The sequence below is a fragment of the Streptomyces sp. NPDC058637 genome, from assembly GCF_042717325.1.
Lineage (GTDB): Bacteria > Actinomycetota > Actinomycetes > Streptomycetales > Streptomycetaceae > Streptomyces.
This window is the reverse complement of record NZ_JBHXRD010000005.1, coordinates 19,802-44,233: the sequence shown is the minus strand read 5'-3', so window position 1 is coordinate 44,233 and position 24,432 is coordinate 19,802. Positions and strand designations below refer to the sequence as shown.

Sequence of the window (24,432 nt, the reverse complement as noted above, 5' to 3'; positions counted from 1 at the left end):
CCGGCCGTGTACGCGACGCCCCGCCGTACGGAGGGTACGGCGGGGCGTCGTGCACGGCGTGTACTACTTGGCGGTGTCGGCCGCCTTCACCAGCGCGTCCTTGGTGACCGCGCCGATGTAGACCTTGCCGTCGTCCGTCATCAGCGCGTTGACCAGGCGGGTCTTGAAGACCGTGCCCGAGCCGAAGTCGCCGGTGACCTTGTCGCCGAGGGCGTCCAGGAACTGCTGTGCCTCGGCGGGCACATCGCCGGAGCCCTCCGCGGGGAGCCCGGCGCCGCCCGGCACGTCGATCTCGGCGATCGTCGTCCAGCCCTCACCGATGACGTCGAGGCCCTGGAAGTCCTCAAGCGCGGAGAGGTCCTTCTGCGCCTTGTCCGCCGCGCCGTCCTTCTTCGCCTCGGCCTCCAGCTCGTCGGCCTCGGTCACCTTCGCGCCCTTGGGCGGGGTGAAGGAGAAGAACGACGTGTCGGGCCTGGAGAAGTCGACCTTGGTGAAGCCCGCGTCGACGACGGCCTTGCCGCCGCCGCTCGGCGCCAGGGTGAACCTCAGCGGCACACCGTTCTCGGCGTCCACCGCGACCCGGATCGAACCGACCGTGGAACCGGACTGCCTGGGCTTGATCAGCAGCTGGTACGCGTCACGTCCCGCCACCTGCGCCGTGCCGTCGACCGTGACGGACGTGGTGTCGCCCGCCAGGGCAAGCGCCTGCTCGGCCAGTTCCCTCGGCGTGGTCGGTACGCCCTCGGGCGCTGTGCGCTCCTTGGCCTTGCCGCCCTTCGGCGCTGCCTCGTCGGACTGCGCGTGGTACACCTCGTTGCTCGCGCTGTCGTACGCCCAGACCTCGTCGCCGTTGTGGATCAGGCTGTACTCGGAGCCCTCGCCGAGGATCGACAGGCGCTGCTTGTCGGGGCCGTCGGCCGCCACGCGGAGCGTGTGCGTCCCGGAGGTGAGCTCCATCAGCTTGGCGTCGGGTGCGGCGCTCGACGTGCTGTCGCTCGCCCCGGCGCCGGGCACGAGGGAGTCCGTGAGTCCGCCGAAGGACGGGATGCCGAGGTCGGTGCTGATCTTCACCGTGCCGGAGAGCTGCTGCTCGTCCGATGCGGCGATCTTCTCGATGAGTTCCTGTGCCGTGATCTTCGGCAGCTGGGGGTCGCCGGAGTCGGCGAGCGCCGGGACGAGTCCGATCGTCGCCGCCGCCACCCCCGCCACCGCGAGGGGGACGATGTAGCGCGCCGCCCTGCGACGGACCACGGCCGTGGCCTCGCCGGTGGTCTCTGCGCTGTCGTTCGGTGCCATGTGTGCCCTACCTCCGTGGTCGGCGGCTGCCATCCCGTTGCACTCGTCCACTCCCTGCCGCCATTCTCACCCGATGTGGTCAGGAGTGGTTGTTATCCATCTGACCAAATCGAACGGCTTCAGGCGTCAGCCCGCGGGAGCAACTGTGCCTACCCCTCCGGTATGACACGGAGGGTCGGGGAGACGGCCATCCAGTAGGGGGCGGCCGTTTCGCGGGTGCCGGCCGCCCACCACGGGCCGGCCGGACGGACGTCAGCCCGCGCGGTGCACCACGGCGTCGCACAGCTCTTCGAGCGCGGCCTTCGCGTAGCACTCGGGCAGCGGAGCCAGGGTCGCCCGCGCCGCCTGCGCGTAGCGGACGGTGTCCTGCCGAGCCTGCTCCAGCGCCGGGTGGACGCGCAGCCTGCGCAGCGCCTCCGCGAGCCGGTCGTCGTCGCCGAGGTCGCCGTCCAGGAGCTCGACGAGCTCCAGGTCGTCCGGCGCGCCCCCGGCTTCCGCGAGCGCGCGGAGGCGGAGGACCGGCAGGGTGGGGATGCCCTCGCGCAGGTCGGTGCCGGGGGTCTTGCCGGACTCGTGGGAGTCGGAGGCGATGTCGAGCACGTCGTCGGCGAGCTGGAAGGCGATGCCGAGCCGCTCCCCGTACTGGGTGAGGATGTCGACGACGGACTCGTCGGCGCCGGCCATCAGGGCGCCGAAGCGGCCGGACACGGCGACCAGCGAGCCGGTCTTGCCGCCGAGCACGTCCATGTAGTGGTCGACCGGGTCGCGGCCGTCGCGCGGGCCCGCCGTCTCCAGGATCTGGCCGGTGACCAGGCGTTCGAAGGCCTCGGCCTGGATGCGTACGGCCTCGGGGCCGAGGTCGGCCAGGATGTGCGAGGCGCGGGCGAAGAGGAAGTCACCCGTCAGGACGGCGACGGAGTTGCCCCAGCGGGTGTTCGCGCTGTCCACGCCGCGGCGTACGTCCGCCTCGTCCATCACGTCGTCGTGGTACAGCGTGGCCAGGTGCGTCAGCTCGACGACCACGGCCGAGGGGACGACTCCCGGAGCGTCGGGGTCACCGAACTGGGCCGCCAGCATCACCAGCAGCGGACGGAACCGCTTGCCCCCCGCGCTGACGAGGTGCTGGGCGGCCTCCGTGATGAACGGGACCTCGCTTTTCGTGGCATCCAGCAGCCCCGCCTCGACAGCGGCCAAGCCGGCCTGGACATCGGCCTCAAGCGCCTGGTCCCGCACGCGCAGTCCGAACGGCCCGACGACGGTCACGAGGGGATCTCCTGTCTGCTGACGATCACACGGAATGTCGATGTGTCGTTGTCCTCACCCGAGTCAGCGTATCCGGTCCGGTTTGGATCACCGTGGGCGCCTTCCCGCCACCGCCGGTATGTTCGGGATCAGCTCATACGATCAGGAGTTGCCGCTTTGTCCCACACCACGTCCGGTACCGAGCAGGCCGGCCCGCCTCCCGGCGACGACCATGCCTTCTTCGGCCAGCCACGGGGCCTGATGACCCTGTCCGGCCTGGAGGTCTGGGAGCGGTTCTCGTTCCTCGGGATGCAGGCGATCCTGGTCCTCTTCTTCGCCGACACGGTCGCGAACGGCGGCATGGGCATGGACCCGGGCACCGCCGCCTCCGTGTCCGCCGCCTACGGCACGCTCGTCTACCTGGTCTCCGTCGCGGGCGGCTGGCTGGCCGACCGGATCCTGGGCTCCTACCGGGCCGTCCTGTACGGCGGCGTCCTCATCGCGTGCGGCCACTACGCGATGGCCGTGCCGACGGCCACGATGACCTGGGTGGGCCTCGGCCTGATCAGCGCCGGCACGGGCCTGCTCAAACCCAATGTGGCCTCCATGGTCGGCAAGCTCTACGGCACCGAGGACGAGCGCCGCGACGCAGGGTTCGCGCTCTACTACATGGGCATCAACATCGGTGCCTTCGCCGGCCCGCTGGTCACCGGCTGGCTCGGCGAGCACGCGAGCTGGCACTGGGGCTTCTCGGCCGCCGCGTTCGGCATGACCCTCGGTCTGATCCAGTACGTGCTGGGCCGGCGTCACCTGGCCGGGCGAAGGCACGGGGCGGAGTACGCCCTGGCGCCCGGCCCGATGCGCCGGGCGGTGCTGCGGATCACGGCCGGTGTCGTCGTGGCCGCCCTCGTGGCGACGGCCCTGGCGCTGGCCGGATGGCTCACCATGGACCGCTTCGTCGACGTGCTCACCCTCGTGTCGGTGATCGCGCCCGTCGTGTACTTCGTGGTGATGTTCCGCAGCCCCCGGGTCACCTCGGAGGAACGCGGCAGGCTGCGCCCGTACGTCGTGCTGTTCCTGGCGTCCGTCGTCTTCAACTTCATCCTCTTCCAGGCGTACTCGACGATGATGCTGCTCGCCTCGACCAACGCCCGTACGGAGATCTTCGGCTTCCACTTCCCGGCGAGCTGGTACGCCTCCGCGCTGGGCGCCTTCGAGGTGGCGCTGGCACCGGTCGTCGCCGCCGTGTGGGTCCGGATGGGCCCGCGCCAGCCGCACGTCTCGAACAAGATCGCGATCGGGGTGATCCTCGGCGGTCTGTCCTTCCTCCTGATGGTCATCCCGACCTCCGGGCACGCCGACGGCACCTACCGGATGGCCGCCTGGTGGATCGTCGGCTCCTACCTGCTCCTCGGGCTCGGAGACATCCTCCTGGAGACCTCCGGCATGTCCGCCACCACGAAGCTCGCGCCCAAGGCGTTCGCCAGCCAGACGATGGCCCTGTGGTTCCTGTCCCTGGCCCTCGCCAACGGCATCCAGGCACAGATCGTGAAGCTGTACGGCGAGGTCTCCAACCCCGCCTACTTCGGTGTCAATGGCGCCATCGCGGTGGCGGCCGGTGTGGCCGTCATCGCCGCCGCTCCCTGGCTCAAGCGCACCATGCACCCCGTCCACTGAGGTATCGCCATGCAGATCCGCACCGATTTTCCGTACGAGACGACCCACGAGGACCTCTACATCCCCCTCGCGGACGGCACCCAGCTGTACGCCCGGATCTGGCGGCCGGTCACCGACGAACCGGTGCCCGCGCTGCTGGAGTACCTGCCGTACCGGCTGAGCGACTGGACGGCGCCGCGCGACCGGCAGCGCCACCCCTGGTACGCCGGCCACGGCTACGCCTCCGTGCGGGTCGACGTGCGCGGGCACGGCAACAGCGAGGGCATGCCGGGTGACGAGTACGACGCGACGGAGCTCGCGGACGGGGTCGCCGTGGTGCACTGGCTCGCCCGGCAGGAGTGGTGCTCGGGCCGGGTCGGCATGTTCGGCATCTCGTGGGGCGGCTTCAACTCGCTCCAGATCGCCGCCCTGGCACCGGAGCCGCTGAAGGCGATCGTCACCGTCTGCTCGGCCGACGACCGCTACGACAACGACGTCCACTACATGGGCGGCTCCGTCCTCGCGGTCGACATGCACGCCTGGGCCTCCACCATGCTGGCCTTCGTCTCCCGCCCGCCGGACCCGGCGGACGTCGGCGACGACTGGAAGGACATGTGGCTGAAGCGGCTCGAAGCCGTCGATCCGTTCATCCACACGTGGCTGTCGCACCAGACCCGTGACGACTACTGGAAGCACGGCAGCGTCTGCGAGGACTACGGGGCCGTCAAGGCGAAGGTCCTGGCGGTGGGCGGCTGGCACGACCCGTACCGCGACACCGTCCTGCGGCTCGTCGAACACCTGGACCCGGGGCAGGTGCGCGGGCTGATCGGGCCCTGGTCGCACCAGTACCCGGACCGGGGGCTGCCCCCGGGTCCCGCGATCGGCTTCCTCCAGGAGACGCTGCGCTGGTGGGACCAGCACCTCAAGGACGAGGACACCGGGGTGATGAACGAACCCCTGCTGCGGTCCTGGATCAGCGGCTCGCACCGTCCCGCCACGGTCTACGAGACGCTGCCCGGCCGCTGGGTCGGAGACGCGCGGTGGCCGTCGGAGAACGTCGCGCCGGTGGCGTACGCCCTCCAGGGCGGTCCGCAGATCGTCCGCTCGCCGCAGCAGACCGGGCTGGACGCGGGCCGCTTCTTCCCGTTCGGCAACGACGCCGACCTGCCCCCGGACCAGCGTGACGAGGACGCCAAGTCGGTGTGCTTCGAGTTCCCCGTCGCCGACGCCCCGATCGAGATCCTCGGCAGGCCCCGGGTGAAGCTCCGCGTCCGGATGGACGTGCCGCGCGGCCAGGTGGTCGTCCGGCTGTGCGACGTGGCCCCGGACGGCGCCTCGACCCTGGTGACCCGGGGCGTCCTGAACCTGTCGGCACGGCACGGCCGGGACCGGTCCGAGGACTGGCCGGCCGGGGAGACCGAGGACGTGGCCTTCGAGCTGAACGGCATCGGGCACACCTTCCCGCGCGGCCACCGGATCAGGCTCGCCGTCTCGTCCTCGTACTGGCCCTGGATCTGGCCGCAGGCCGGTTCGGACGGCTTCACGCTCGACGCGGACGGCAGCCTCGTCGAACTCCCGGTGCGCCGGCACACGGAGGACCCGGCGATCACCTTCGGCGAACCGGAGCAGTCGGAGCCGCTCGGGGTGGTCTTCCCGGTCACGCTCGACGAGCAGCGCCCGGAGCGTCTGGTGGTCCGCGACGTCGCCAAGGGCGAATGGCGCCTGGAGGTCGACCCGCGCTACGGCGGTACGCGGGTCTACCCGGACGGGCTCGAATTCACCGAGGACGCCGTGGAGACCTACACGATCCAGGAGGACGACCCGCTGTCGGCGCGGGCCCGCTCCGACTGGACGATCCGGCTGCACCGGCCGGAGATGTCCTGGGACGTGCGGGTGCAGACGCGTTCGGAGCTCTCCGCGGACGCCGACGACTTCATCACGTCCAACGAGGTCGTGTGCACGGACGGCGACGAGATCGTCTTCCACCGGACCTGGGAGAAGAGGATCCCCCGCACGGCCGGGTGACGGGCCCGGGCAAGGGGAATACGACGTGACTTTCCGGGCATCACGCGTGCTTGAGGCACTGCCGCGGGGTGGCGCCGCCGACGTAACGTGTCCCTCAAGCGACCCGGAAAGCGAGGCAGCAACAGATGCCCGAGCAGAGCAGCCCGCTCGATCTGGCCGAGGGCGACCCCTTCGGTCCGCACCACCTGCCGTACGGCGTGTTCTCCACCCCCGAGCACCCGGACGACCACAGGGTCGGTGTCCGCGTCGGCAGCCATGTGCTGGACGCCGGAGCCGCGGCGCACGCGCTCGGTTCGCCTTACGCCCAACTGCTGGCGCAGCCCGACCTGACGGCCCTCCTGGCGGCCGGCCGGACCGCCTGGCGGGACGTGCGGCGCGCGCTCACCGCGTGGGTGACCGTCCCGGCGCACCGCGCGGACATAGAGCCCCTGCTGCACCCGGTCGACGCGGTGACGCTGCACCTGCCGTACGCGGTCGCGGACTACGTCGACTTCTACGCCAGTGAGCACCACGCCACCAACGTCGGGCGGATCTTCCGGCCGGACGGTGCCGCTCTCACCCCCAACTGGAAGCACCTGCCGATCGGTTACCACGGGCGGGCGGGCACGGTCGTCGTCTCCGGCACGGACGTGGTGCGCCCGTCCGGGCAGCGTAAGGCCCCCACCGACCCGGCCCCCGTCTTCGGGCCCTCGGTGAAGCTGGACATCGAGGCCGAGGTCGGCTTCGTCGTCGGCGTCCCGTCGCGGCAGGGCTCCCCCGTCGCGCTCGCCGACTTCCGTGAGCACGTCTTCGGCCTGTGCCTGCTGAACGACTGGTCGGCCCGGGACATCCAGGCCTGGGAGTACGTGCCGCTCGGCCCGTTCCTCGGCAAGTCCTTCGCCACCTCCGTATCGGCGTGGGTGACCCCGCTGGAGGCCCTGGACGCGGCCCGTACGGCGCCGCCCGCCCGGGACGTCGAGCCGCTCCCCTATCTGGACGACGCGGACGACGAGGAGCCCGGCGGTTTCGACATCCGGATCTCGGTCGCGATCAACGGACAGGTGGTCTCCGAGCCGCCGTTCTCCTCCATGTACTGGACGGCGGCCCAGCAGTTGGCGCAGATGACGGTGAACGGCGCCTCGCTGCGCACGGGTGACCTGTACGGATCCGGCACGGTCAGCGGCGCGGAGCCCGGCGAGCGCGGCTCCCTGCTCGAACTCACCTGGAACGGCCGCGATCCGCTGGACCTGCCCGAGGGCAGGCGGACGTTCCTGGAGGACGGCGACACGGTGACGCTGTCCGCCTGGGCGCCCGGACCGCACGGGACGCGGGTCGGGCTCGGTGAGGTCACGGGACGGATCGTGCCCGGGCCGTGACCGGCAGGCCGACGCTTCCCGAGTAGCTGCTTCTGCTCACCCTGGACCCGGTGCGGGGCAAGCCCCTGTGCCGGGCCCGTATCTGGAGTACGGCACGGCCGGGGCAGTCCTGGCCGAGCTGGAGCTCCAGGGGTGGATCACCGAGGAGCGCGGCCGGGTGCACGTGGTGAATCCGCTGGACCCGCCGGGCCCGCTCCTCGCGGTGTTCCTGCGCGGCCTGCCGCCTCCGGGCAGGCGCCGGTCCGGTTCGGGCATGTCCGCCGGGCGCTGGGTCCGGCAGTCCGGACGGTATGCCGAGGGCCTCTACACGGACGCCCTGTTGGGGCGCGGCACCCTGCTCGGGGAGACCCGCCGCTTCCTCGGTCCGCGGTCCTCTACCGGCAGCTGCGGCGCCGTGGGATGCGGGAGCGGATCCGGATCGAGAACCGGGTGATGCCGGTCCGGATCCTCACCGGTGACGACGGCCGGGCGATCGGGGCGGCGGGTCTCAACACCCGTACGGGAGCGTTCGTCACGGTCCGCGCCGGCACCGCTCACCCCGCTGCTGGAGGACAGGGACGCGCTGGTCCGCGCCGCCGCCCTGGCCGCCCTGGCCGCGCTCGCCGCGACGGGGTGCCCTGCGCCGTACGCCGCGAGGGCGACCGAGGCCCTGGTGGATCCTGCGTGGCAGGTCCGCGCGGGGGCGGCGACGGCGCTCTCCGCGGCGGATCCGGATGCCGTGATCGCCCCGCCGGCCGGGGCCCTGGGCGACCCGAACGCCGACGTACGCAAGGCGGCGGTGCTGGCGCTGCTCCACCACACGGCCCATGACGCGGCCCGGGAGGCCTTGGCCGGGGTGCTCGCCGACCCGGACGCGGACGTGCGCGCTTACGCGGCGCGGGGGGGCGGCGGTCAACGACGCGTGAGTCGTGCACACGTGCGGGTGGGCTTGATCCGGTTGTCGGCGGATACGCTGGACGGAACCGTGAGACTCCTTCGCATGGGAGCACCGATGAGCATCGAACCCGAGGCCCCCGAGCCGAGGTGGGCGGTTCCGCCCGTGGGCGGCTGGACCGCCGATGACCTGGACACACTCCCGAATCTGCCCCCGCACACGGAGCTGATCGACGGGAGCCTTGTTTTCGTGAGTCCGCAGACCCTGTTCCACTCACGGGCGGTTGACTTCTTCAACTGGCAGCTGCAGTCGATCGCACCGCCCGAGATGGAGGTGGTGCGCGAGTTCACCATCGACATCGACCGCTACAACCGGCCCGAGCCCGACGTCATCGTCGTCGACGGCGAGATCATCCAGAACCCGGACCAGACCCGCTTCCCCGCCGAGTCCGTCCAGCTGGCCGTCGAGGTCGTCTCGCCGGAGTCACGCTCACGGGACCGGGAGACCAAGCCGGTGAAGTACGCCCGGGTGAAGATTCCGCACCTCTGGCGGGTGGAGAACCACGACGGCCGTGCCGTGGTCTACGTCTACGAGTTGGATCCTGCCACCGGGGCCTACACCTCCACCGGGATCTTCCACGACCGCATGAAGGTCTCCGTCCCCTTCGAGATCGATCTCGACCTCACCGCCATCACCCCGCGCCGCCGGGCGGCGCCGGAGTAGACCCGTCGCCGCCCGTCGCGCGCTCAGTCGAACTCGGGCGGCTCCTCGTCCCAGCCGAAGTGCGCGTCCGTGTCCTGCTCCGCCCGTGCGTCCCGCGCCGGCTGTACCGGTCGCGCCGGCTCGGCTGTCCGCGCGGCTTCCGGCCTCGGCGGGACCACGGTGGGCCGGGACGCCGGTTCCGGCGGAGCGGGGGCGGGTTCCGCGTCGGAGGTGACCGGCGCCGCGTCCCCCAGCCCGGCCAGAACCTCCAGGACGCCCTCGCCGTACGTAGCCAGCTTCTTCTCGCCCAGACCGCTGATCCCTCCCAGCTCCGCGAGCGAACCGGGGCGCAGGGCGGCGATCTCCCGCAGCGTCGCGTCGTGGAAGATCACGTACGCCGGGAGGCCCAGCTCCTTCGCCTGGACACCGCGCCAGGTGCGCAGCGCCTCGAAGACCGGCACGGCCTCCGTGGGGAGGTCCGCCACGGCGGCCGCCGACTTGCCCTTGCGCTCGCCCCTCACCGTCTTGGCCGTCGGCCTCTTCGGCTCCTTGCGCAGCAGCACCTCGCGCTCGCGGCCGAGCACGGAACCGCTCTCCTCGGTCAGCACGAGCGTGCCGTACTCGCCCTCGACCGCGAGCAGTCCCTGGGCCAGCAGCTGGCGCACCACGCCGCGCCATTCCGCCTCGGCCAGCTCCTCGCCGATGCCGAACACCGAGAGCTGGTCGTGGTCGAACTGGATGATCTTCGCGGTCTTGCGCCCCAGCAGGATGTCGATGATCTGGCCGGCCCCGAACTTCTGCCCGCGCTCCCGCTTCAGCCGGACCACGGTGGACAGCAGCTTCTGCGCGACCTCCGTGCCGTCCCAGGTCTCGGGCGGGGTGAGGCAGGTGTCGCAGTTGCCGCAGGTCTCCGCGCCGGGCTCCTGGCCGAAGTAGGTCAGGAGCTGGGCGCGGCGGCACTGCACCGTCTCGCAGAGCGCCAGCATCGAGTCGAGGTGAGAGGCGGCCCGGCGCCGGAACGCCTCGTCGCCCTCGCCGCCCTGGATCAGCTTGCGCTGCTGGACGACGTCCTGGAGTCCGTACGCCATCCAGGCCGTGGACGGCGCCCCGTCACGGCCCGCGCGGCCGGTCTCCTGGTAGTAGCCCTCGACGGACTTCGGCAGGTCGAGGTGGGCGACGAAGCGCACGTCGGGCTTGTCGATGCCCATGCCGAAGGCGATGGTCGCGACGACGACCAGGCCCTCCTCGCGCAGGAAACGCGACTGGTGCCGGGCGCGCGTCGCCGCGTCCAGGCCCGCGTGGTACGGCACGGCCTCGATGCCGTTGCGGCTGAGGTACTCGGCGGTCTTCTCCGTCGAATTGCGGGAGAGGCAGTAGACGATACCGGCGTCCCCCGCGTGCTCCTCCTTGAGGAAGGTGAGGAGCTGCTTCTTCGGGTCGGACTTCCCCACGACGCGGTACTGGATGTTGGGCCGGTCGAAGCTGGCCACGAAGTGCCGGGCCTCGGGCATGCCCAGGCGCTGGGTGATCTCCTGGTGCGTGGCGTCGGTCGCCGTGGCCGTGAGCGCGATCCGGGGTACGTCGGGCCAGCGCTCGCCCAGGACGGACAGGGCCAGGTAGTCGGGACGGAAGTCGTGGCCCCACTGCGCGACGCAGTGCGCCTCGTCGATCGCGAAGACGGAGATCTCGCCGCGGGCGAGCAGCGCGAGGGTGGAGTCCAGGCGCAGGCGCTCCGGCGCCAGGTACAGCAGGTCGAGCTCGCCCGCCACGAACTGGGCCTCCATCGAGCGGCGCTCGTCGAAGTCCTGCGTGGAGTTCATGAAGCCGGCCCGGACCCCGAGCGCGCGCAGGGCGTCCACCTGGTCCTGCATGAGCGCGATCAGCGGGGAGATCACGATGCCGGTGCCCGGCCTGACCAGGGCGGGGATCTGGTAGCAGAGGGACTTGCCGCCGCCGGTGGGCATGAGCACGACGGCATCGCCGCCGGCGACCACGTGCTCGATCACCGCGCCCTGCTCGCCGCGGAACGTCTCGTACCCGAACACCCGGTGCAGCGTCTGCCGCGCGGCGCTCTCGGTCGTCACACTCATCGTTCCCGTCCGCCCGTCCGTACCGTCCGTGTCGCTGTCCAACCGTCCACAGCAACCATAGGCGCCGCGTACGACAACGCCGGACGGGCTTGACTTCCAGTGCCCGTCCGGCGTCCCCGTGGTGTTGCGGCGCGTTACCGCACGAACACTCCCGCCTGGTTCGCCAGGTCCAGGAAGTACTGCGGGGCCAGGCCCAGCACCAGGGTGACCGCGACACCGACCGCGATCGTGGTCATCGTCAGCGGGGACGGGACGGCGACCGTGGGGCCGTCCGCCTTCGGCTCGCTGAAGAACATCAGGACGATGACGCGGATGTAGAAGAACGCGGCGATGGCCGACGAGATCACACCGACCACGACCAGGGCGCCCGCACCACCGTCCGCCGCCGCCTTGAAGACGGCGAACTTGCCGCTGAAGCCCGAGGTGAGCGGGATGCCGGCGAAGGACAGCAGGAACACGGCGAAGACGGCCGCCGTGAGCGGGGAGCGCCGGCCGAGCCCGGCCCACTTCGACAGGTGCGTCGCCTCGCCGCCCGCGTCGCGCACCAGGGTGACGACGGCGAAGGCGCCGACGGTCACGAAGGAGTACACGCCCAGGTAGAAGAGGACGGACGAGACGCCCTCCGGGCTCGCCGCGATGACACCCGCGAGGATGAAGCCCGCGTGCGCGATCGAGGAGTAGGCCAGCAGCCGCTTGATGTCGGTCTGGGTGATCGCGACGATCGCCCCGCCCAGCATCGTGACGATCGCGACGCCCCACATGACCGGGCGCAGGTCCCAGGTGAGGCCGGGCAGGACCACGTACAGCAGGCGCAGCAGCGCGCCGAACGCGGCGACCTTCGTGGCCGCGGCCATGAAGCCGGTGACCGGGGTGGGTGCGCCCTGGTAGACGTCCGGGGTCCACATGTGGAAGGGGACCGCGCCGACCTTGAAGAGCAGGCCCACGAGGATCATCGCGCCGCCGATCAGCAGCAGCGCGTCGTTGCCCATGGTGCCGGCGAGGGCCGGGTCGATCTCCTGGACGGTGCCGTCGACGACGTTCGCGATCCCGGCGTACGAGACGGTGCCCGCGTAGCCGTAGAGCAGGGCGATGCCGAAGAGCAGGAACGCCGAGGAGAAGGCGCCGAGCAGGAAGTACTTCACCGCGGCCTCCTGCGACATCAGCCGCTTGCGGCGGGCGACGGCGCACAGGAGGTAGAGCGGGAGGGAGAAGACCTCGAGCGCGATGAAGAGCGTCAGCAGGTCGTTGGCCGCCGGGAAGACGAGCATGCCCGCCACGGAGAAGAGGACCAGCGGGAAGACCTCGGTCGTGGTGAAACCGGCCTTGACGGCCGCCTTCTCGCCGTCGCTGCCGGGGACGGAACCGGCCTGGGCGGCGAAGGAGTCCACCCGGTTGCCGTGCGTGGCCGGGTCCAGGCGCCGTTCGGCGAACGTGAACACGGAGACGACCGAGACGAGCAGGATGGTGCCCTGCAGGAACAGGGCGGGTCCGTCGACGGCGACGGCGCCCATCGCGGCGATCTGCGCGTTCTTCCCGGCGTACCCGCCGGCCGCGAGCGCCACGACCGCGGCGAACGCGGCGGCGAGGGCGACGACCGTCAGGAACACCTGCGTGGTGTACCGGGCCCGGCGCGGGACGAACGCCTCCACCAGGATGCCGAGGACGGCGGCGCCGATCACGATCAGGACGGGCGCCAGTTGGGCGTACTCGATGGTCGGAGCGGTGAACTTGTCGCCCGGTGCGGCCGTCGTCACCTCGCCCGCCCTCGTCCACAGGCTGTGGACAGCTGTTGCGCTCACTTGGCGGCCTCCACCTCGGGCTGGGGGTCCTTCTTCTGTACGTCGTGCATGGTGTGCTGCACCGCCGGGTTGACGACATCCGTGAGCGGCTTCGGGAAGACCCCCAGGAAGATCAGCAGGGCGATCAGCGGAAGGGCCACCGCCAGCTCACGGACCTTGAGGTCGGGCATGCCCCCGATCCCCTCCCTGACCGGTCCGGTCATCGTCCGCTGGTAGAGGACGAGGACGTAGAGCGCGGCGAGCACGATACCGAGGGTGGCGATGACGCCGGCCACCGGATACGCGCTGAACACGCCGACCAGGACCAGGAACTCACTGACGAACGGGGCGAGGCCGGGCAGCGAGAGTGTGGCCAGACCGCCGATCAGGAACGTCCCCGCCAGCACCGGCGCCACCTTCTGCACCCCGCCGTAGTCGGCGATGAGGCGCGAACCGCGCCGGGTGATCAGGAATCCGGCGACGAGCATCAGCGCGGCCGTCGAGAGCCCGTGGTTGACCATGTAGAGCGTGGCGCCCGACTGGCCCTGACTGGTCATCGCGAAGATGCCGAGCACGATGAAGCCGAAGTGCGAGATCGACGCGTAGGCGATGAGCCGCTTGATGTCGCGCTGGCCGACGGCGAGCAGTGCCCCGTAGATGATGGAGATCAGCGCCAGGACGAGGATGACCGGCGTGGCCCACTTGCTGGCCTCCGGGAACAGCTGGAGGCAGAAGCGGAGCATCGCGAAGGTGCCGACCTTGTCGACGACCGCGGTGATCAGGACGGCGACCGGAGTGGTCGCCTCCCCCATGGCGTTGGGCAGCCAGGTGTGCAGCGGCCACAGCGGGGCCTTCACCGCGAAGGCGAAGAAGAACCCGAGGAACAGCCACCGTTCGGTGCTGCTCGCCATCTCCAGCGAGCCGTTGGCCCGGGCCTCGGCGATCTCGGCGAGCGAGAAGCTCCCCGCGACCACGTAGAGCCCGATGACGGCGGCCAGCATGATGAGGCCGCCGGCCAGGTTGTAGAGGAGGAACTTCACGGCCGCGTAGCTGCGCTGTGCCGCCGCGTTCTCGTCGGTGCCCGCGTGCGCCCGGTCCCCGAAGCCGCCGATGAGGAAGTACATCGGGATGAGCATGGCTTCGAAGAGGATGTAGAAGAGGAAGACGTCGGTGGCCTCGAAGGAGAGGATCACCATCGCTTCGACCATCAGGATCAGCGCGAAGAAGCCCTGGGTGGGGCGCCACCGGGAGGAGTTCGTCTCCAGGGGGTCGGCGTCGTGCCAGCCGGCCAGGATGACGAAGGGGATCAGCAGCGCGGTGAGCGCCAGGAGCGCCACCCCGATGCCGTCGACCCCCAGCTCGTACCGCACGCCGAAGTCCTTGATCCAGGCGTGCGATTCGGTCAGCTGGTAGCGGTCGCCGCCGGGTTCGAAGCGGGCGAAGACGATGCCGGCCAGGACGAGGGTGCCCAGCGAGAAGAACAGCGCGAGCCATTTGGCCGCGGTGCGCCGCGCGGCGGGGACGGCGGCGGTGACGATCGCGCCGATCGCCGGGAGCGCCGCCGTCGCTGTCAGGAGGGGAAAGGACATGGGATCAGACCGCCCTCATCAGCAGGGTTGCGGCGATGAGGACCGCCGCACCGCCGAACATCGAGACCGCGTAGGAGCGGGCATAGCCGTTCTGCAGCTTGCGCAGCCGGCCGGAGAGCCCGCCCATCGTGGCGGCCGTGCCGTTGACGACGCCGTCGACCAGGGTGTGGTCGACGTAGACCAGGGAGCGGGTGAGGTGTTCGCCGCCGCGGACCAGGACCACGTGGTTGAAGTCGTCCTGGAGGAGGTCGCGGCGGGCGGCCCTGGTGAGCAGCGAGCCGCGCGGGGCGACGACGGGGACGGGCTTGCGCCCGTACATGGACCAGGCGGTGGCGACACCGATGACGAGCACCACCATGGTGGCGGCGGTGACGGTGGTCGCGCTGACCGGGGCGTGTCCGTGGTCGTGTCCGGTGACGGGCTCCAGCCAGTGCATGAACCGGTCGCCGATGGAGAAGAAGCCTCCGGCGAAGACCGACCCGAAGGCCAGCACGATCATCGGGATCGTCATCGACTTCGGTGACTCGTGCGGGTGCGGCTCGTGGCCTTCGGCGTCCGGCTGCCAGCGCTTCTCGCCGAAGAACGTCAGCAGCATCACGCGCGTCATGTAGAACGCGGTGATCGCGGCGCCCAGCAGGGTGACGGAGCCGAGGATCCAGCCCTCGGTGCCGCCCTTGGCGAAGGCCGCCTCGATGATCATGTCCTTGGAGAAGAAGCCGGACAGACCGGGGAAGCCGATGATCGCGAGGTAGCCGAGACCGAAGGTGACGAAGGTGACCGGCATGAACTTCCGCAGGCCGCCGTACTTCCGCATGTCGACCTCGTCGTTCATGCCGTGCATGACCGAACCGGCGCCGAGGAAGAGACCGGCCTTGAAGAAGCCGTGCGTCACCAGGTGCATGATCGCGAAGACGTAGCCGATGGGGCCGAGGCCCGCGGCCAGGATCATGTAGCCGATCTGCGACATCGTCGACCCTGCGAGGGCCTTCTTGATGTCGTCCTTCGCGCAACCGACGATCGCACCGAAGAGGAGCGTGACCGCACCGACGACCACGACGACCAGCTGCGCGTCGGGCGCGCCGTTGAAGATCACGCCGGAGCGGACGATGAGGTAGACGCCCGCGGTCACCATGGTGGCGGCGTGGATGAGGGCCGAGACCGGGGTCGGGCCCTCCATCGCGTCACCGAGCCAGGACTGCAGTGGCACCTGGGCGGACTTGCCGCAGGCCGCGAGGAGCAGCATCAGGCCGATCGCCGTGAGCTTGCCCTCGCTCGTGTCCCCGGTCGCCTCGAACACCGGGCCGAAGGCGAAGGTGCCGAAGGTGGTGAACATCAGCATGATCGCGATGGACAGGCCCATGTCGCCGACCCGGTTGACCAGGAAGGCCTTCTTCGCGGCGGTGGCCGCGCTGGGCTTGTGCTGCCAGAAGCCGATGAGCAGGTACGACGCCAGACCGACGCCCTCCCACCCGACGTACAGCAGCAGGTAGTTGTCCGCGATGACCAGGACGAGCATCGCCGCGAGGAACAGGTTCAGATAGCCGAAGAAGCGGCGTCGGCGCTCGTCGTGCTCCATGTAGCCGATCGAGTAGATGTGGATCAGCGTGCCCACACCCGTGATCAGGAGGACGAACGTCATCGACAGCTGGTCGAGCTGGAAGGCCACGTCGGCCTGGAATCCCTCGACGGGAATCCAGCTGTACAGCTTCTGGTGCAGCGCGCGGTCGTCCGCGCTCCTGCCCAGCATGTCGGCGAACAGCATGACACCGACGACGAAGGACGCGGCGGCGAACAGGGTGCCGATCCAGTGGCCGGCCCGGTCGAGCCGGCGGCCACCGCACAGCAGGACCACCGCTCCGAGCAGGGGCGCCGCGACCAGCAGCGCAATCAGGTTTTCCACGATTCCGACCCCTTACAGCTTCATCAGGCTGGCGTCGTCGACCGAGGCCGAGTGGCGGGAGCGGAACAGCGACACGATGATCGCGAGCCCGACGACGACCTCCGCGGCGGCGACGACCATCGTGAAGAAGGCGATGATCTGGCCGTCGAGGTTGCCGTGCATCCGGGAGAACGCGACGAGCGTGAGGTTGCAGGCGTTGAGCATCAGCTCGATGCACATGAACACCACGATCGCGTTCCGCCTGATCAGCACACCGGAGGCGCCGATCGTGAACAAAAGGGCCGCGAGGTAGAGGTAGTTGACCGGATTCACTTGGCGACCTCCTCCCCTTCTTCTGCGAGGTCCGTCTTCGCGCTGCCGTTCTTCGCAGGGCTGTTCTTCGCGCTGCCGTTGTTCTGCTTCGGGAGGGCGTTGTCCGGACGGTCACGGCCCAGCCGCTCCCCGGAGCGCTGTTCCAGCGCCTTGAGGTCGGCGAGCGACTCGTCGGACACGTCCCGGATCTGGCCGCGCCGGCGCAGCGTCTGCATGACGGTGAGCTCGGACGCGGTGCCGTCCGGGAGCAGTCCGGCGATGTCCACGGCGTTGTGCCGTGCGTAGACACCCGGGGCGGGCAGCGGAGGCAGGTGGCTGCTGCGCACCCGCTCCTGTGACATCTCCCGCTGCGTCTTGGCGCGTTCGGTGCGCTCGCGGTGCGTGAGCAGCATCGCGCCGACGGTCGCCGTGATGAGCAGGGCGCCCGTGATCTCGAACGCGAAGACGTACTTGGTGAAGATCAGGTTGGCGAGGCCCTCGACGTTGCCGCCGTGCACGGCGTTCGCCGCGCCCAGGCCGTTGAAGGTGCTCAGCGAGGCCTGGCCGATGCCGGCGATCAGGAGGATGCCGAAGCCGAGGCCGCAGGCGGCGGCCAGCCAGCGCTGGCCCTTGAGGGTCTCCTTGAGGGAGTCCGCCGCGGTGACACCGACGAGCATGACCACGAAGAGGAACAGCATCATGATCGCGCCGGTGTAGACGACGATCTGGACGATGCCCAGGAAGTAGGCGCCGTTGGCGAGGTAGAAGACCGCCAGCACGATCATGGTGCCGGCGAGCGACAGTGCGCTGTGCACCGCCTTCTTCATCAGGACGGTGGCGAGCGCGCCGATGACGGCTACGGTGCCGAGCAGCCAGAACTGGACGGCTTCGCCGGTCGAGGTGAGCGTGGCCGCTGCGGCCAGACCGGAGGTCATACGTCCGCCTCCTTGTCCGACTCGCCCTTGGACACGGCCGTCTGGCGCTCCGTACCGGGTGCGGCCTCGGTGACCAGGCCCCGGTAGTAGTCCTGTTCGTCCGTGCCGGGGAAGATCGCGTGCGGGCTGTCGACCATGCCTTCCTCCAGCCCCGCGAGCAGCTCGTCCTTGGTGTAGATCAGGCTCTCGCGCGTGGTGTTGGCGAGCTCGAAGTCGTTCGTCATGGTCAGTGCCCGGGTGGGGCACGCCTCGATGCAGAGACCGCACAGGATGCAGCGCGCGTAGTTGATCTGGTAGACGCGGCCGTAGCGCTCCCCCGGGGAGTAGCGCTCCTCGTCGGTGTTGTCCGCACCCTCCACGTAGATGGCGTCCGCCGGACACGCCCAGGCGCACAGCTCGCAGCCGACGCACTTCTCCAGGCCGTCCGGATGACGGTTGAGCTGGTGCCGGCCGTGGAAGCGCGGCGCCGTCACCTTCTGCGTCTCCGGGTACTGCTCGGTCAGCCGCTTCTTGAACATGGCCTTGAAGGTCACGCCGAAGCCGGCCACGGGATTGAGGAACTTCTCCCCTGAGGGCTCAGTGGGCTCCGAGGGCTCAGACACCGTCAGCCTCCTTTCCGTCACTCGACTCGTCACTCTGAGTATCCGGCCCGCCACTGACAACGAGCTCCCGCTCACGTCGTGGTCTGCGGCGCGGCACCGGCGGCAGGGTCTGGCCCGGCAGCGGCGGCACCGGGAATCCGCCCGCCATCGGATCGAACGCCGGCTCCGGTCCGGCCTCCGCCTCGGCGGCCTTGGCCTTCCGGTCCCGGAAGATGTCGGCCACGAAGGAGATCAGCAGGATCGCGATGACGGCACCGGCGACGTACAGCACGATCTTCGAGAAGTCGTACCCCTCGTTGCGCAGCGCCCTGACCGTGGCGACCAGCATCAGCCAGACCACGGAGACCGGGATCAGGACCTTCCAGCCGAGCTTCATCAGCTGGTCGTAGCGGACCCTGGGCAGGGTGCCGCGCAGCCAGATGAAGAAGAACAGCAGCAGCTGGACCTTGATGACGAACCAGAGCATCGGCCACCAGCCGTGGTTCGCGCCCTCCCAGAAGGTGCTGATCGGGTACGGAGCCCGCCAGCCGCCCAGGAACAGGGTCACGGAGACCGCGGAGACGGTGACCATGTTGACGTACTCGGCGAGCATGAACATCGCGAACTTGATCGAGGAGTACTCGGTGTTGAAGCCGCCGACCAGGTCGCCCTCGGACTCCGGCATGTCGAACGGGGCGCGGTTGGTCTCCCCGACCATGGTGACGACGTAGATGATGAAGGAGACCGGCAGCAGGATGATGAACCAGCGGTCCTCCTGCGCCTCCACGATCTTCGAGGTCGACATCGACCCGGAGTAGAGGAACACCGAGGCGAACGCGGCACCCATGGCGATCTCGTAGCTGATCATCTGGGCACATGAGCGCAGACCGCCGAGGAGCGGGTACGTCGATCCGGACGACCAGCCGGCCAGCACGATGCCGTAGATGCCGACGGAGGCGATCGCGAGGATGTAGAGCATCGCGATCGGCAGGTCCGTCAGCTGCATCGTCGTGCGCTGGCCGAAGATCGAGACCTCGTTGCCGGACGGGCCGAAGGGGATCACCGCGATCGCCATGAAGGCGGGGGCCGCGGCGATGATCGGCGCCAGGACGTAGACGACCTTGTCGGCCCGCTTGACGACGACGTCTTCCTTCAGCATCAGCTTGATGCCGTCGGCGAGCGACTGGAGCATGCCCCAGGGGCCGTGCCGGTTCGGGCCGATGCGCAGTTGCATCCAGGCGACGACCTTGCGCTCCCACACGATGGAGAAGAGCACGGTCACCATCAGGAACGCGAAGCAGAACACCGCCTTGACGGCGACGAGCCACCAGGGGTCGGTGCCGAACATCGAGAGATCCTCGGCGGCGAGGACGGCACTGTGCGGTGCCGTCGCGAGTGGGACGAGGCCAGTCACGCCCGTACCTCCGATGCGGCGTCGTGGGATCCGGGGGCCGCGGGGCCGATCCGGACCAGCGCGCCGGGGACCGCTCCCGTGTCGGCCGGGACGCCCCGGCCCACCGAGTTGAGCGGCACCCACACGACGCGGTCCGGCATGTCGGTGACCGCCAGCGGGAGTTCGGTGGTGCCGGCGGGGCCGGTGACGGCCAGCAGGTCGCCGTCCTTCACCCCGGCCTCGGCCGCCGTGGTGGCGGACAGCCGGGCGACGGCCGCGTGCCGGGTGCCGGCCAGTGCCTCGTCGCCCTCCTGCAGCCGGCCGCGGTCGAGCAGCATCCGGTGGCCCGCGAGGACCGCCTCGCCGTCGCCGGCCCGGGGCACCGGCCGGGACGTCGCCCGCGGGTCCTCCGCGTGGGCGCCCTGCCAGCCGCCGAGCCGGTCCAGCTCGCGGCGGGCCGCCCGCAGGTCGGGCAGGGCGAGGTGCACGTCCAGCGCGTCGGCCAGCATGTGCAGCACCCGTGCGTCGGTCGGGCAGAGCGTGCGCGGCAGCTGCTCGGGCTTGAGCGCGGCCTCGAACATCCGCGCCCTGCCCTCCCAGTTGAGGAAGGTGCCGGGCTTCTCCGCGACGGCGGCGACGGGCAGGACCACGTCGGCGCGCTCGGTGACGGCGCCGGGGCGCAGCTCCAGTGAGACCAGGAAGCCGACCTCGTCGAGCGCCTGGACGGCGCGGGCCGGGTCGGGCAGGTCCTCGGGGTCGACGCCCGCGACGAGCAGCGCGGCCAGCTCGCCGGTGGCCGCGGCCTCCACGATCTGGCCGGTGTCGCGGCCGAAGCGGGACGGGAGTTCGGCGACGCCCCAGACGGACGCCACCTCGTCCCTGGCCCGCGGGTCGGTCGCCGGACGGCCGCCGGGCAGCAGCGACGGGAGCGCGCCCGCCTCCAGGGCGCCGCGCTCACCGGCCCGCCGCGGGATCCACACGAGGGTGGCTCCGGTCGCGACGGCGGTCCGTACGGCGGCGGTGAGCGCGCCGGGCACTCCGGCGAGCCGTTCGCCGACGACGATCAGGGCGCCCTCGCCGCGCAGTGCCTCGGCCGCCACGGCTCCCTCGCCCTCCAGGCCGACTCCGCCCGCGAGTGCGTCCAGCCATTCGGTCTCGGTGCCGGGTGCGGCGGGGAGCAGTGCGCCGCCCGCCTTCTCCAGGCCCCGGCTGGTGTGCGAGGCGAGCGCGAACGTCCGCTGTCCGTGCTTGCGGTGGGCCTTGCGCAGCCGCAGGAAGACGCCGGGCGCCTCCTCCTCGGACTCGAAGCCGGCCAGCAGGACCGCCGGGGCCTTCTCCAGCGAGGTGTACGTGACCCCGCCGCCGTCCAGGTCGCGTCCGCGTCCGGCCACCCGGGCGGCCAGGAAGTCGGCCTCCTCGCCGCTGTGGATCCGCGCGCGGAAGTCGATGTCGTTGGTGCCGAGGGCGATCCGCGCGAACTTGCTGTACGCGTAGGCGTCCTCGACGGTCAGCCGGCCGCCGGTGAGGACGGCGGCCCGGCCGTGCGCGGCGGAGAGACCGGCAGCCGCGACGGCGAGTGCCTCGGGCCAGCTGGCCGCTTCGAGGACTCCGTCCGCGTTGCGTACGAGCGGGGTGGTGAGCCGGTCACGCTGCTGGGCGTAGCGGAAGCCGAAGCGGCCCTTGTCGCAGAGCCATTCCTCGTTGACCTCGGGGTCGTTGGAGGCGAGCCGCCGCATGACCTTGCCGCGCCGGTGGTCGGTCCGGGTCGCGCAGCCGCCCGCGCAGTGCTCGCACACCGACGGCGTGGACACCAGGTCGAAGGGCCGGGAGCGGAAGCGGTACGCCGCGGAGGTGAGCGCGCCGACCGGGCAGATCTGGATGGTGTTGCCGGAGAAGTACGACTCGAAGGGGTCGCCCTGACCGGTACCGACCTGCTGGAGGGCACCGCGCTCGATGAGTTCGATCATCGGGTCGCCGGCCACCTGGTTGGAGAACCGGGTGCAGCGTGCGCAGAGCACGCACCGCTCGCGGTCCAGCAGCACCTGGGTGGAGATGGGTACCGGCTTCTCGAAGGTGCGCTTCTTCCCGTCGAAGCGGGAGTCGGCGCCGCCGTGCGACATCGCCTGGTTCTGCAGGGGGCACTCGCCGCCCTTGTCGCAGACCGGGCAGTCCAGCGGGTGGTTGATGAGCAGGAGCTCCATCACCCCCTTCTGGGCCTTCTCCGCGACGGGCGAGGTGATCTGCGACTTCACGACCATGCCGTCGGTGCACGTGATGGTGCAGGACGCCATCGGCTTGCGCTGGCCCTCGACCTCGACGATGCACTGCCGGCAGGCGCCGGCCGGGTCGAGGAGCGGGTGGTCGCAGAAGCGCGGGATCTCGATGCCGAGGAGCTCGGCGGCGCGGATGACCAGGGTGCCCTTGGGGACGCTGATCTCGATGCCGTCGATCGTCAGCGTGACGAGGTCCTCGGGCGGGATGGCCGCCTCGCCGCCCCCGGAGGGCGCACTCGTGGTGACTGTCATGCGTTCACCCCCCGGTGAGCGTTCTTGTCGTCGGCCCAGACGGTCGACTTGGCGGGATCGAAGGGGCAGCCCTTGCCGGTGATGTGCTGCTCGTACTCCTCGCGGAAGTACTTCAGCGAGGAGAAGATCGGCGAGGCGGCGCCGTCGCCGAGGGCGCAGAAGGACTTGCCGTTGATGTTGTCGGCGATGTCGTTGAGCTTGTCGAGGTCGGCCATCTCGCCCTTGCCGGCCTCGATGTCGCGGAGCAGCTGGACGAGCCAGTAGGTGCCCTCACGGCATGGCGTGCACTTGCCGCAGGACTCATGGGCGTAGAACTCGGTCCAGCGGGTGACGGCGCGTACGACGCAGGTGGTCTCGTCGAAGCACTGCAGCGCCTTGGTGCCGAGCATGGATCCGGCGGCGCCGACGCCCTCGTAGTCCAGCGGGACGTCGAGGTGTTCCTCGGTGAACATCGGGGTGGAGGAGCCGCCGGGGGTCCAGAACTTGAGGCGGTGGCCCGCGCGGATGCCGCCGCTCATGTCGAGCAGCTGGCGCAGGGTGATGCCGAGCGGGGCCTCGTACTGGCCGGGGCCCGTGACGTGCCCGCTGAGCGAGTACAGCGTGAAGCCCGGGGACTTCTCGCTGCCCATCGACTTGAACCAGTCCTTGCCGCGGTTCAGGATCGCGGGAACCGAGGCGATGGACTCGACGTTGTTCACCACGGTGGGGCAGGCGTACAGACCGGCGACCGCTGGGAAGGGGGGACGCAGCCGGGGCTGGCCGCGCCGTCCTTCCAGCGAGTCGAGCAGCGCGGTCTCCTCACCGCAGATGTACGCGCCGGCACCGGCGTGCACGGTGAGTTCCAGGTCGAGCCCGGGGCCGAGTGCGTCCTTCCCCAGGTAGCCCGCCGCGTACGCCTCGCGCACGGCCTCGTGCAGCCGCCGCAGTACGGGGACGACTTCGCCGCGCAGGTAGATGAAGGCGTGGGACGAGCGGATCGCGTAGCAGGCGATCACGATGCCCTCGATGAGGCTGTGCGGGTTGGCGAAGAGGAGCGGGATGTCCTTGCAGGTCCCCGGCTCCGACTCGTCGGCGTTGACCACCAGGTAGTGCGGCTTGCCGTCGCCCTGCGGGATGAACTGCCATTTCATCCCGGTGGGGAAGCCGGCGCCTCCGCGTCCGCGCAGACCGGAGTCCTTGACGTACGCGATGAGGTCGTCCGGCGACATGGCCAGCGCCTTGCGCAGTCCCTCGTAGCCCTCGTGGCGACGGTAGGTGTCCAGGGTCCAGGACTCCGGCTCGTCCCAGAAGGCGGAGAGGACGGGGGCCAGGAGCTTCTCCGGGCTGGTCCCGTTGTTGTCGATCTCGGCTGCCAAGGTCATCACTCCCCCTCCTCGGCTGCGGGCCCGGCCGGGTGATCCGGGTCGGAGGCCGAGGTCTGCTGCGGTGCGTCGTGCGAGCTGAGGTGCTCGGCACCCTTCTGCGGACGGTCGCGCGGGGCCTCGCCCCGGGGTGCGACCACGCGGGCCTGTGGAGCGGCCTCGCCCTTGGCGAGCTTCAGCCCGATCAGGGAGGCGGCTCCCGCCCCGCCGGTGGCCTCGACCGCGCCGGGGCGCTCGTCGGGGAAGCCGGCCAGGATGCGGGCCGTGTCCTTGTACGTGCACAGGGGCGCGCCGCGGGTGGGTTCGACGGTCCGGCCGGCGATCAGGTCGTCGACGAGCCGCGTCGCGCTCTCCGGCGTCTGGTTGTCGAAGAACTCCCAGTTGACCATCACGACGGGCGCGAAGTCGCAGGCCGCGTTGCACTCGATGTGTTCGAGGGTGACCTTGCCGTCCTCGGTCGTCTCGTCGTTGCCGACGCCCAGGTGCTCCTTGAGCCGGTCGAAGATGGCGTCGCCGCCCATGACCGCGCACAGGGTGTTGGTGCAGACCCCGACCTGGTAGTCGCCGCTCGGCCTGCGCCGGTACATCGTGTAGAAGGTGGCGACCGCGGTGACCTCGGCGGTGGTGAGGCCGAGGAGTTCGGCGCAGAACGCCATGCCCGTGCGGGAGACGTACCCCTCCTCCGACTGCACCAGGTGCAGCAGCGGCAGCAGCGCGGAGCGGCTGCCGGGGTAGCGGGCGATCACCTCCTTCGCGTCCGCTTCGAGCCGGGCGCGTACGTCGGCCGGGTAGGCGGGGGCGGGGAGCTGCGGCATCCCCAGACTGACTTCTCGACTGGA

The 24,432-nt window shown here is 70.5% G+C and carries 18 protein-coding genes and 1 pseudogene; 6 read left to right on the top strand and 13 right to left on the bottom strand.

The window, feature by feature from the left end; translation table 11 throughout:
* Positions 1–63: 63 nt before the first annotated feature.
* Entirely contained in the window at positions 64–1,296 is a 1,233-nt protein-coding gene (locus tag ACFWVP_RS06340; RefSeq protein WP_384494065.1) for an outer membrane lipoprotein carrier protein LolA, read from the bottom strand.
* Positions 1,297–1,548: 252 nt separating this feature from the next.
* Positions 1,549–2,559, bottom strand: a complete 1,011-nt coding sequence (locus ACFWVP_RS06335; RefSeq protein WP_384494063.1) for a polyprenyl synthetase family protein — start codon at positions 2,557–2,559, stop codon at positions 1,549–1,551.
* A 156-nt stretch (positions 2,560–2,715) separates the two neighbouring features.
* Here ACFWVP_RS06335 and ACFWVP_RS06330 point away from each other — a divergent pair, with 156 nt between their 5' ends.
* The 6 genes and pseudogenes from ACFWVP_RS06330 to ACFWVP_RS06305 all read left to right on the top strand — a co-directional run bounded on the left by ACFWVP_RS06330 (position 2,716) and on the right by ACFWVP_RS06305 (position 9,171).
* Entirely contained in the window at positions 2,716–4,215 is a 1,500-nt protein-coding gene (locus ACFWVP_RS06330) for a peptide MFS transporter (protein ID WP_384494061.1), read from the top strand.
* 9 nt (positions 4,216–4,224) lie between these two features.
* Positions 4,225–6,219 carry a CocE/NonD family hydrolase gene (locus tag ACFWVP_RS06325; protein WP_384494059.1) on the top strand — a complete coding sequence of 665 codons (1,995 nt, stop codon included), beginning with the start codon at positions 4,225–4,227 and terminating at the stop codon, positions 6,217–6,219.
* Positions 6,220–6,344: 125 nt separating this feature from the next.
* The gene (fahA, locus tag ACFWVP_RS06320; RefSeq protein WP_384494057.1) at positions 6,345–7,574 is read left to right on the top strand and encodes a fumarylacetoacetase; all 1,230 of its coding nucleotides are present in this window, start codon (positions 6,345–6,347) and stop codon (positions 7,572–7,574) included.
* Between the two features lie 67 nt (positions 7,575–7,641).
* Positions 7,642–8,007 carry a GPP34 family phosphoprotein gene (locus tag ACFWVP_RS06315; protein WP_384494055.1) on the top strand — a complete coding sequence of 122 codons (366 nt, stop codon included), beginning with the start codon at positions 7,642–7,644 and terminating at the stop codon, positions 8,005–8,007.
* 21 nt (positions 8,008–8,028) lie between these two features.
* Positions 8,029–8,391: pseudogene (locus tag ACFWVP_RS06310) on the top strand (HEAT repeat domain-containing protein); the annotation flags it as partial.
* Between the two features lie 174 nt (positions 8,392–8,565).
* Positions 8,566–9,171 carry a Uma2 family endonuclease gene (locus tag ACFWVP_RS06305; protein ID WP_384494362.1) on the top strand — a complete coding sequence of 202 codons (606 nt, stop codon included), beginning with the start codon at positions 8,566–8,568 and terminating at the stop codon, positions 9,169–9,171.
* 23 nt (positions 9,172–9,194) lie between these two features.
* Here the strand turns inward: ACFWVP_RS06305 and recQ are convergent, their stop codons facing one another.
* The 11 genes from recQ to nuoE form a co-directional block, all read right to left on the bottom strand.
* Positions 9,195–11,240: a DNA helicase RecQ gene (gene recQ / locus ACFWVP_RS06300; protein ID WP_384494053.1), complete on the bottom strand. Its 2,046-nt coding sequence runs from the start codon at positions 11,238–11,240 to the stop codon at positions 9,195–9,197.
* Positions 11,241–11,374: 134 nt separating this feature from the next.
* Positions 11,375–13,039, bottom strand: coding sequence for an NADH-quinone oxidoreductase subunit NuoN (nuoN, locus tag ACFWVP_RS06295; protein ID WP_384494052.1), 1,665 nt, complete (start codon positions 13,037–13,039; stop codon positions 11,375–11,377).
* A complete protein-coding gene (locus ACFWVP_RS06290) occupies positions 13,036–14,607 on the bottom strand; it encodes an NADH-quinone oxidoreductase subunit M (protein ID WP_384494050.1) in 1,572 nt (523 codons plus the stop codon). The genes nuoN and ACFWVP_RS06290 overlap by 4 nt, the downstream gene beginning before the upstream one ends.
* A 4-nt stretch (positions 14,608–14,611) precedes the next feature.
* Positions 14,612–16,507: an NADH-quinone oxidoreductase subunit L gene (gene nuoL, locus ACFWVP_RS06285; RefSeq protein ID WP_384494048.1), complete on the bottom strand. Its 1,896-nt coding sequence runs from the start codon at positions 16,505–16,507 to the stop codon at positions 14,612–14,614.
* Between the two features lie 12 nt (positions 16,508–16,519).
* Entirely contained in the window at positions 16,520–16,819 is a 300-nt protein-coding gene (nuoK, locus tag ACFWVP_RS06280; RefSeq protein WP_056796805.1) for an NADH-quinone oxidoreductase subunit NuoK, read from the bottom strand.
* Positions 16,816–17,733, bottom strand: a complete 918-nt coding sequence (locus ACFWVP_RS06275) for an NADH-quinone oxidoreductase subunit J (protein WP_384494047.1) — start codon at positions 17,731–17,733, stop codon at positions 16,816–16,818. Before ACFWVP_RS06275 ends, nuoK begins: the two co-directional genes overlap by 4 nt.
* The gene (gene nuoI, locus ACFWVP_RS06270; protein WP_384494045.1) at positions 17,730–18,335 is read right to left on the bottom strand and encodes an NADH-quinone oxidoreductase subunit NuoI; all 606 of its coding nucleotides are present in this window, start codon (positions 18,333–18,335) and stop codon (positions 17,730–17,732) included. The genes ACFWVP_RS06275 and nuoI overlap by 4 nt, the downstream gene beginning before the upstream one ends.
* The gene (gene nuoH / locus ACFWVP_RS06265) at positions 18,328–19,728 is read right to left on the bottom strand and encodes an NADH-quinone oxidoreductase subunit NuoH (RefSeq protein ID WP_384494044.1); all 1,401 of its coding nucleotides are present in this window, start codon (positions 19,726–19,728) and stop codon (positions 18,328–18,330) included. Before nuoH ends, nuoI begins: the two co-directional genes overlap by 8 nt.
* On the bottom strand, positions 19,725–22,232 hold the full coding sequence (locus ACFWVP_RS06260; RefSeq protein WP_384494042.1) for an NADH-quinone oxidoreductase subunit G: 2,508 nt from the start codon (positions 22,230–22,232) through the stop codon (positions 19,725–19,727). Before ACFWVP_RS06260 ends, nuoH begins: the two co-directional genes overlap by 4 nt.
* Positions 22,229–23,593, bottom strand: coding sequence for an NADH-quinone oxidoreductase subunit NuoF (nuoF, locus tag ACFWVP_RS06255; RefSeq protein WP_384494040.1), 1,365 nt, complete (start codon positions 23,591–23,593; stop codon positions 22,229–22,231). The genes ACFWVP_RS06260 and nuoF overlap by 4 nt, the downstream gene beginning before the upstream one ends.
* The gene (nuoE, locus tag ACFWVP_RS06250) at positions 23,593–24,408 is read right to left on the bottom strand and encodes an NADH-quinone oxidoreductase subunit NuoE (RefSeq protein ID WP_384494038.1); all 816 of its coding nucleotides are present in this window, start codon (positions 24,406–24,408) and stop codon (positions 23,593–23,595) included. The genes nuoF and nuoE overlap by 1 nt, the downstream gene beginning before the upstream one ends.
* Positions 24,409–24,432 lie beyond the last annotated feature (24 nt).

Coding starts and splice junctions, on each gene's coding strand:
- nuoE (WP_384494038.1), bottom strand. CDS start 24,408: ATGCCGCAGCTCCCCGCCCCCGCCTACCCGGCCGACGTACGCGCCCGG.
- ACFWVP_RS06325 (WP_384494059.1), top strand. CDS start 4,225: ATGCAGATCCGCACCGATTTTCCGTACGAGACGACCCACGAGGACCTC.
- nuoF (WP_384494040.1), bottom strand. CDS start 23,593: ATGACCTTGGCAGCCGAGATCGACAACAACGGGACCAGCCCGGAGAAG.
- ACFWVP_RS06290 (WP_384494050.1), bottom strand. CDS start 14,607: ATGTCCTTTCCCCTCCTGACAGCGACGGCGGCGCTCCCGGCGATCGGC.
- ACFWVP_RS06340 (WP_384494065.1), bottom strand. CDS start 1,296: ATGGCACCGAACGACAGCGCAGAGACCACCGGCGAGGCCACGGCCGTG.
- ACFWVP_RS06275 (WP_384494047.1), bottom strand. CDS start 17,733: ATGACCTCCGGTCTGGCCGCAGCGGCCACGCTCACCTCGACCGGCGAA.
- ACFWVP_RS06305 (WP_384494362.1), top strand. CDS start 8,566: ATGAGCATCGAACCCGAGGCCCCCGAGCCGAGGTGGGCGGTTCCGCCC.
- recQ (WP_384494053.1), bottom strand. CDS start 11,240: ATGAGTGTGACGACCGAGAGCGCCGCGCGGCAGACGCTGCACCGGGTG.
- fahA (WP_384494057.1), top strand. CDS start 6,345: ATGCCCGAGCAGAGCAGCCCGCTCGATCTGGCCGAGGGCGACCCCTTC.
- ACFWVP_RS06260 (WP_384494042.1), bottom strand. CDS start 22,232: ATGACAGTCACCACGAGTGCGCCCTCCGGGGGCGGCGAGGCGGCCATC.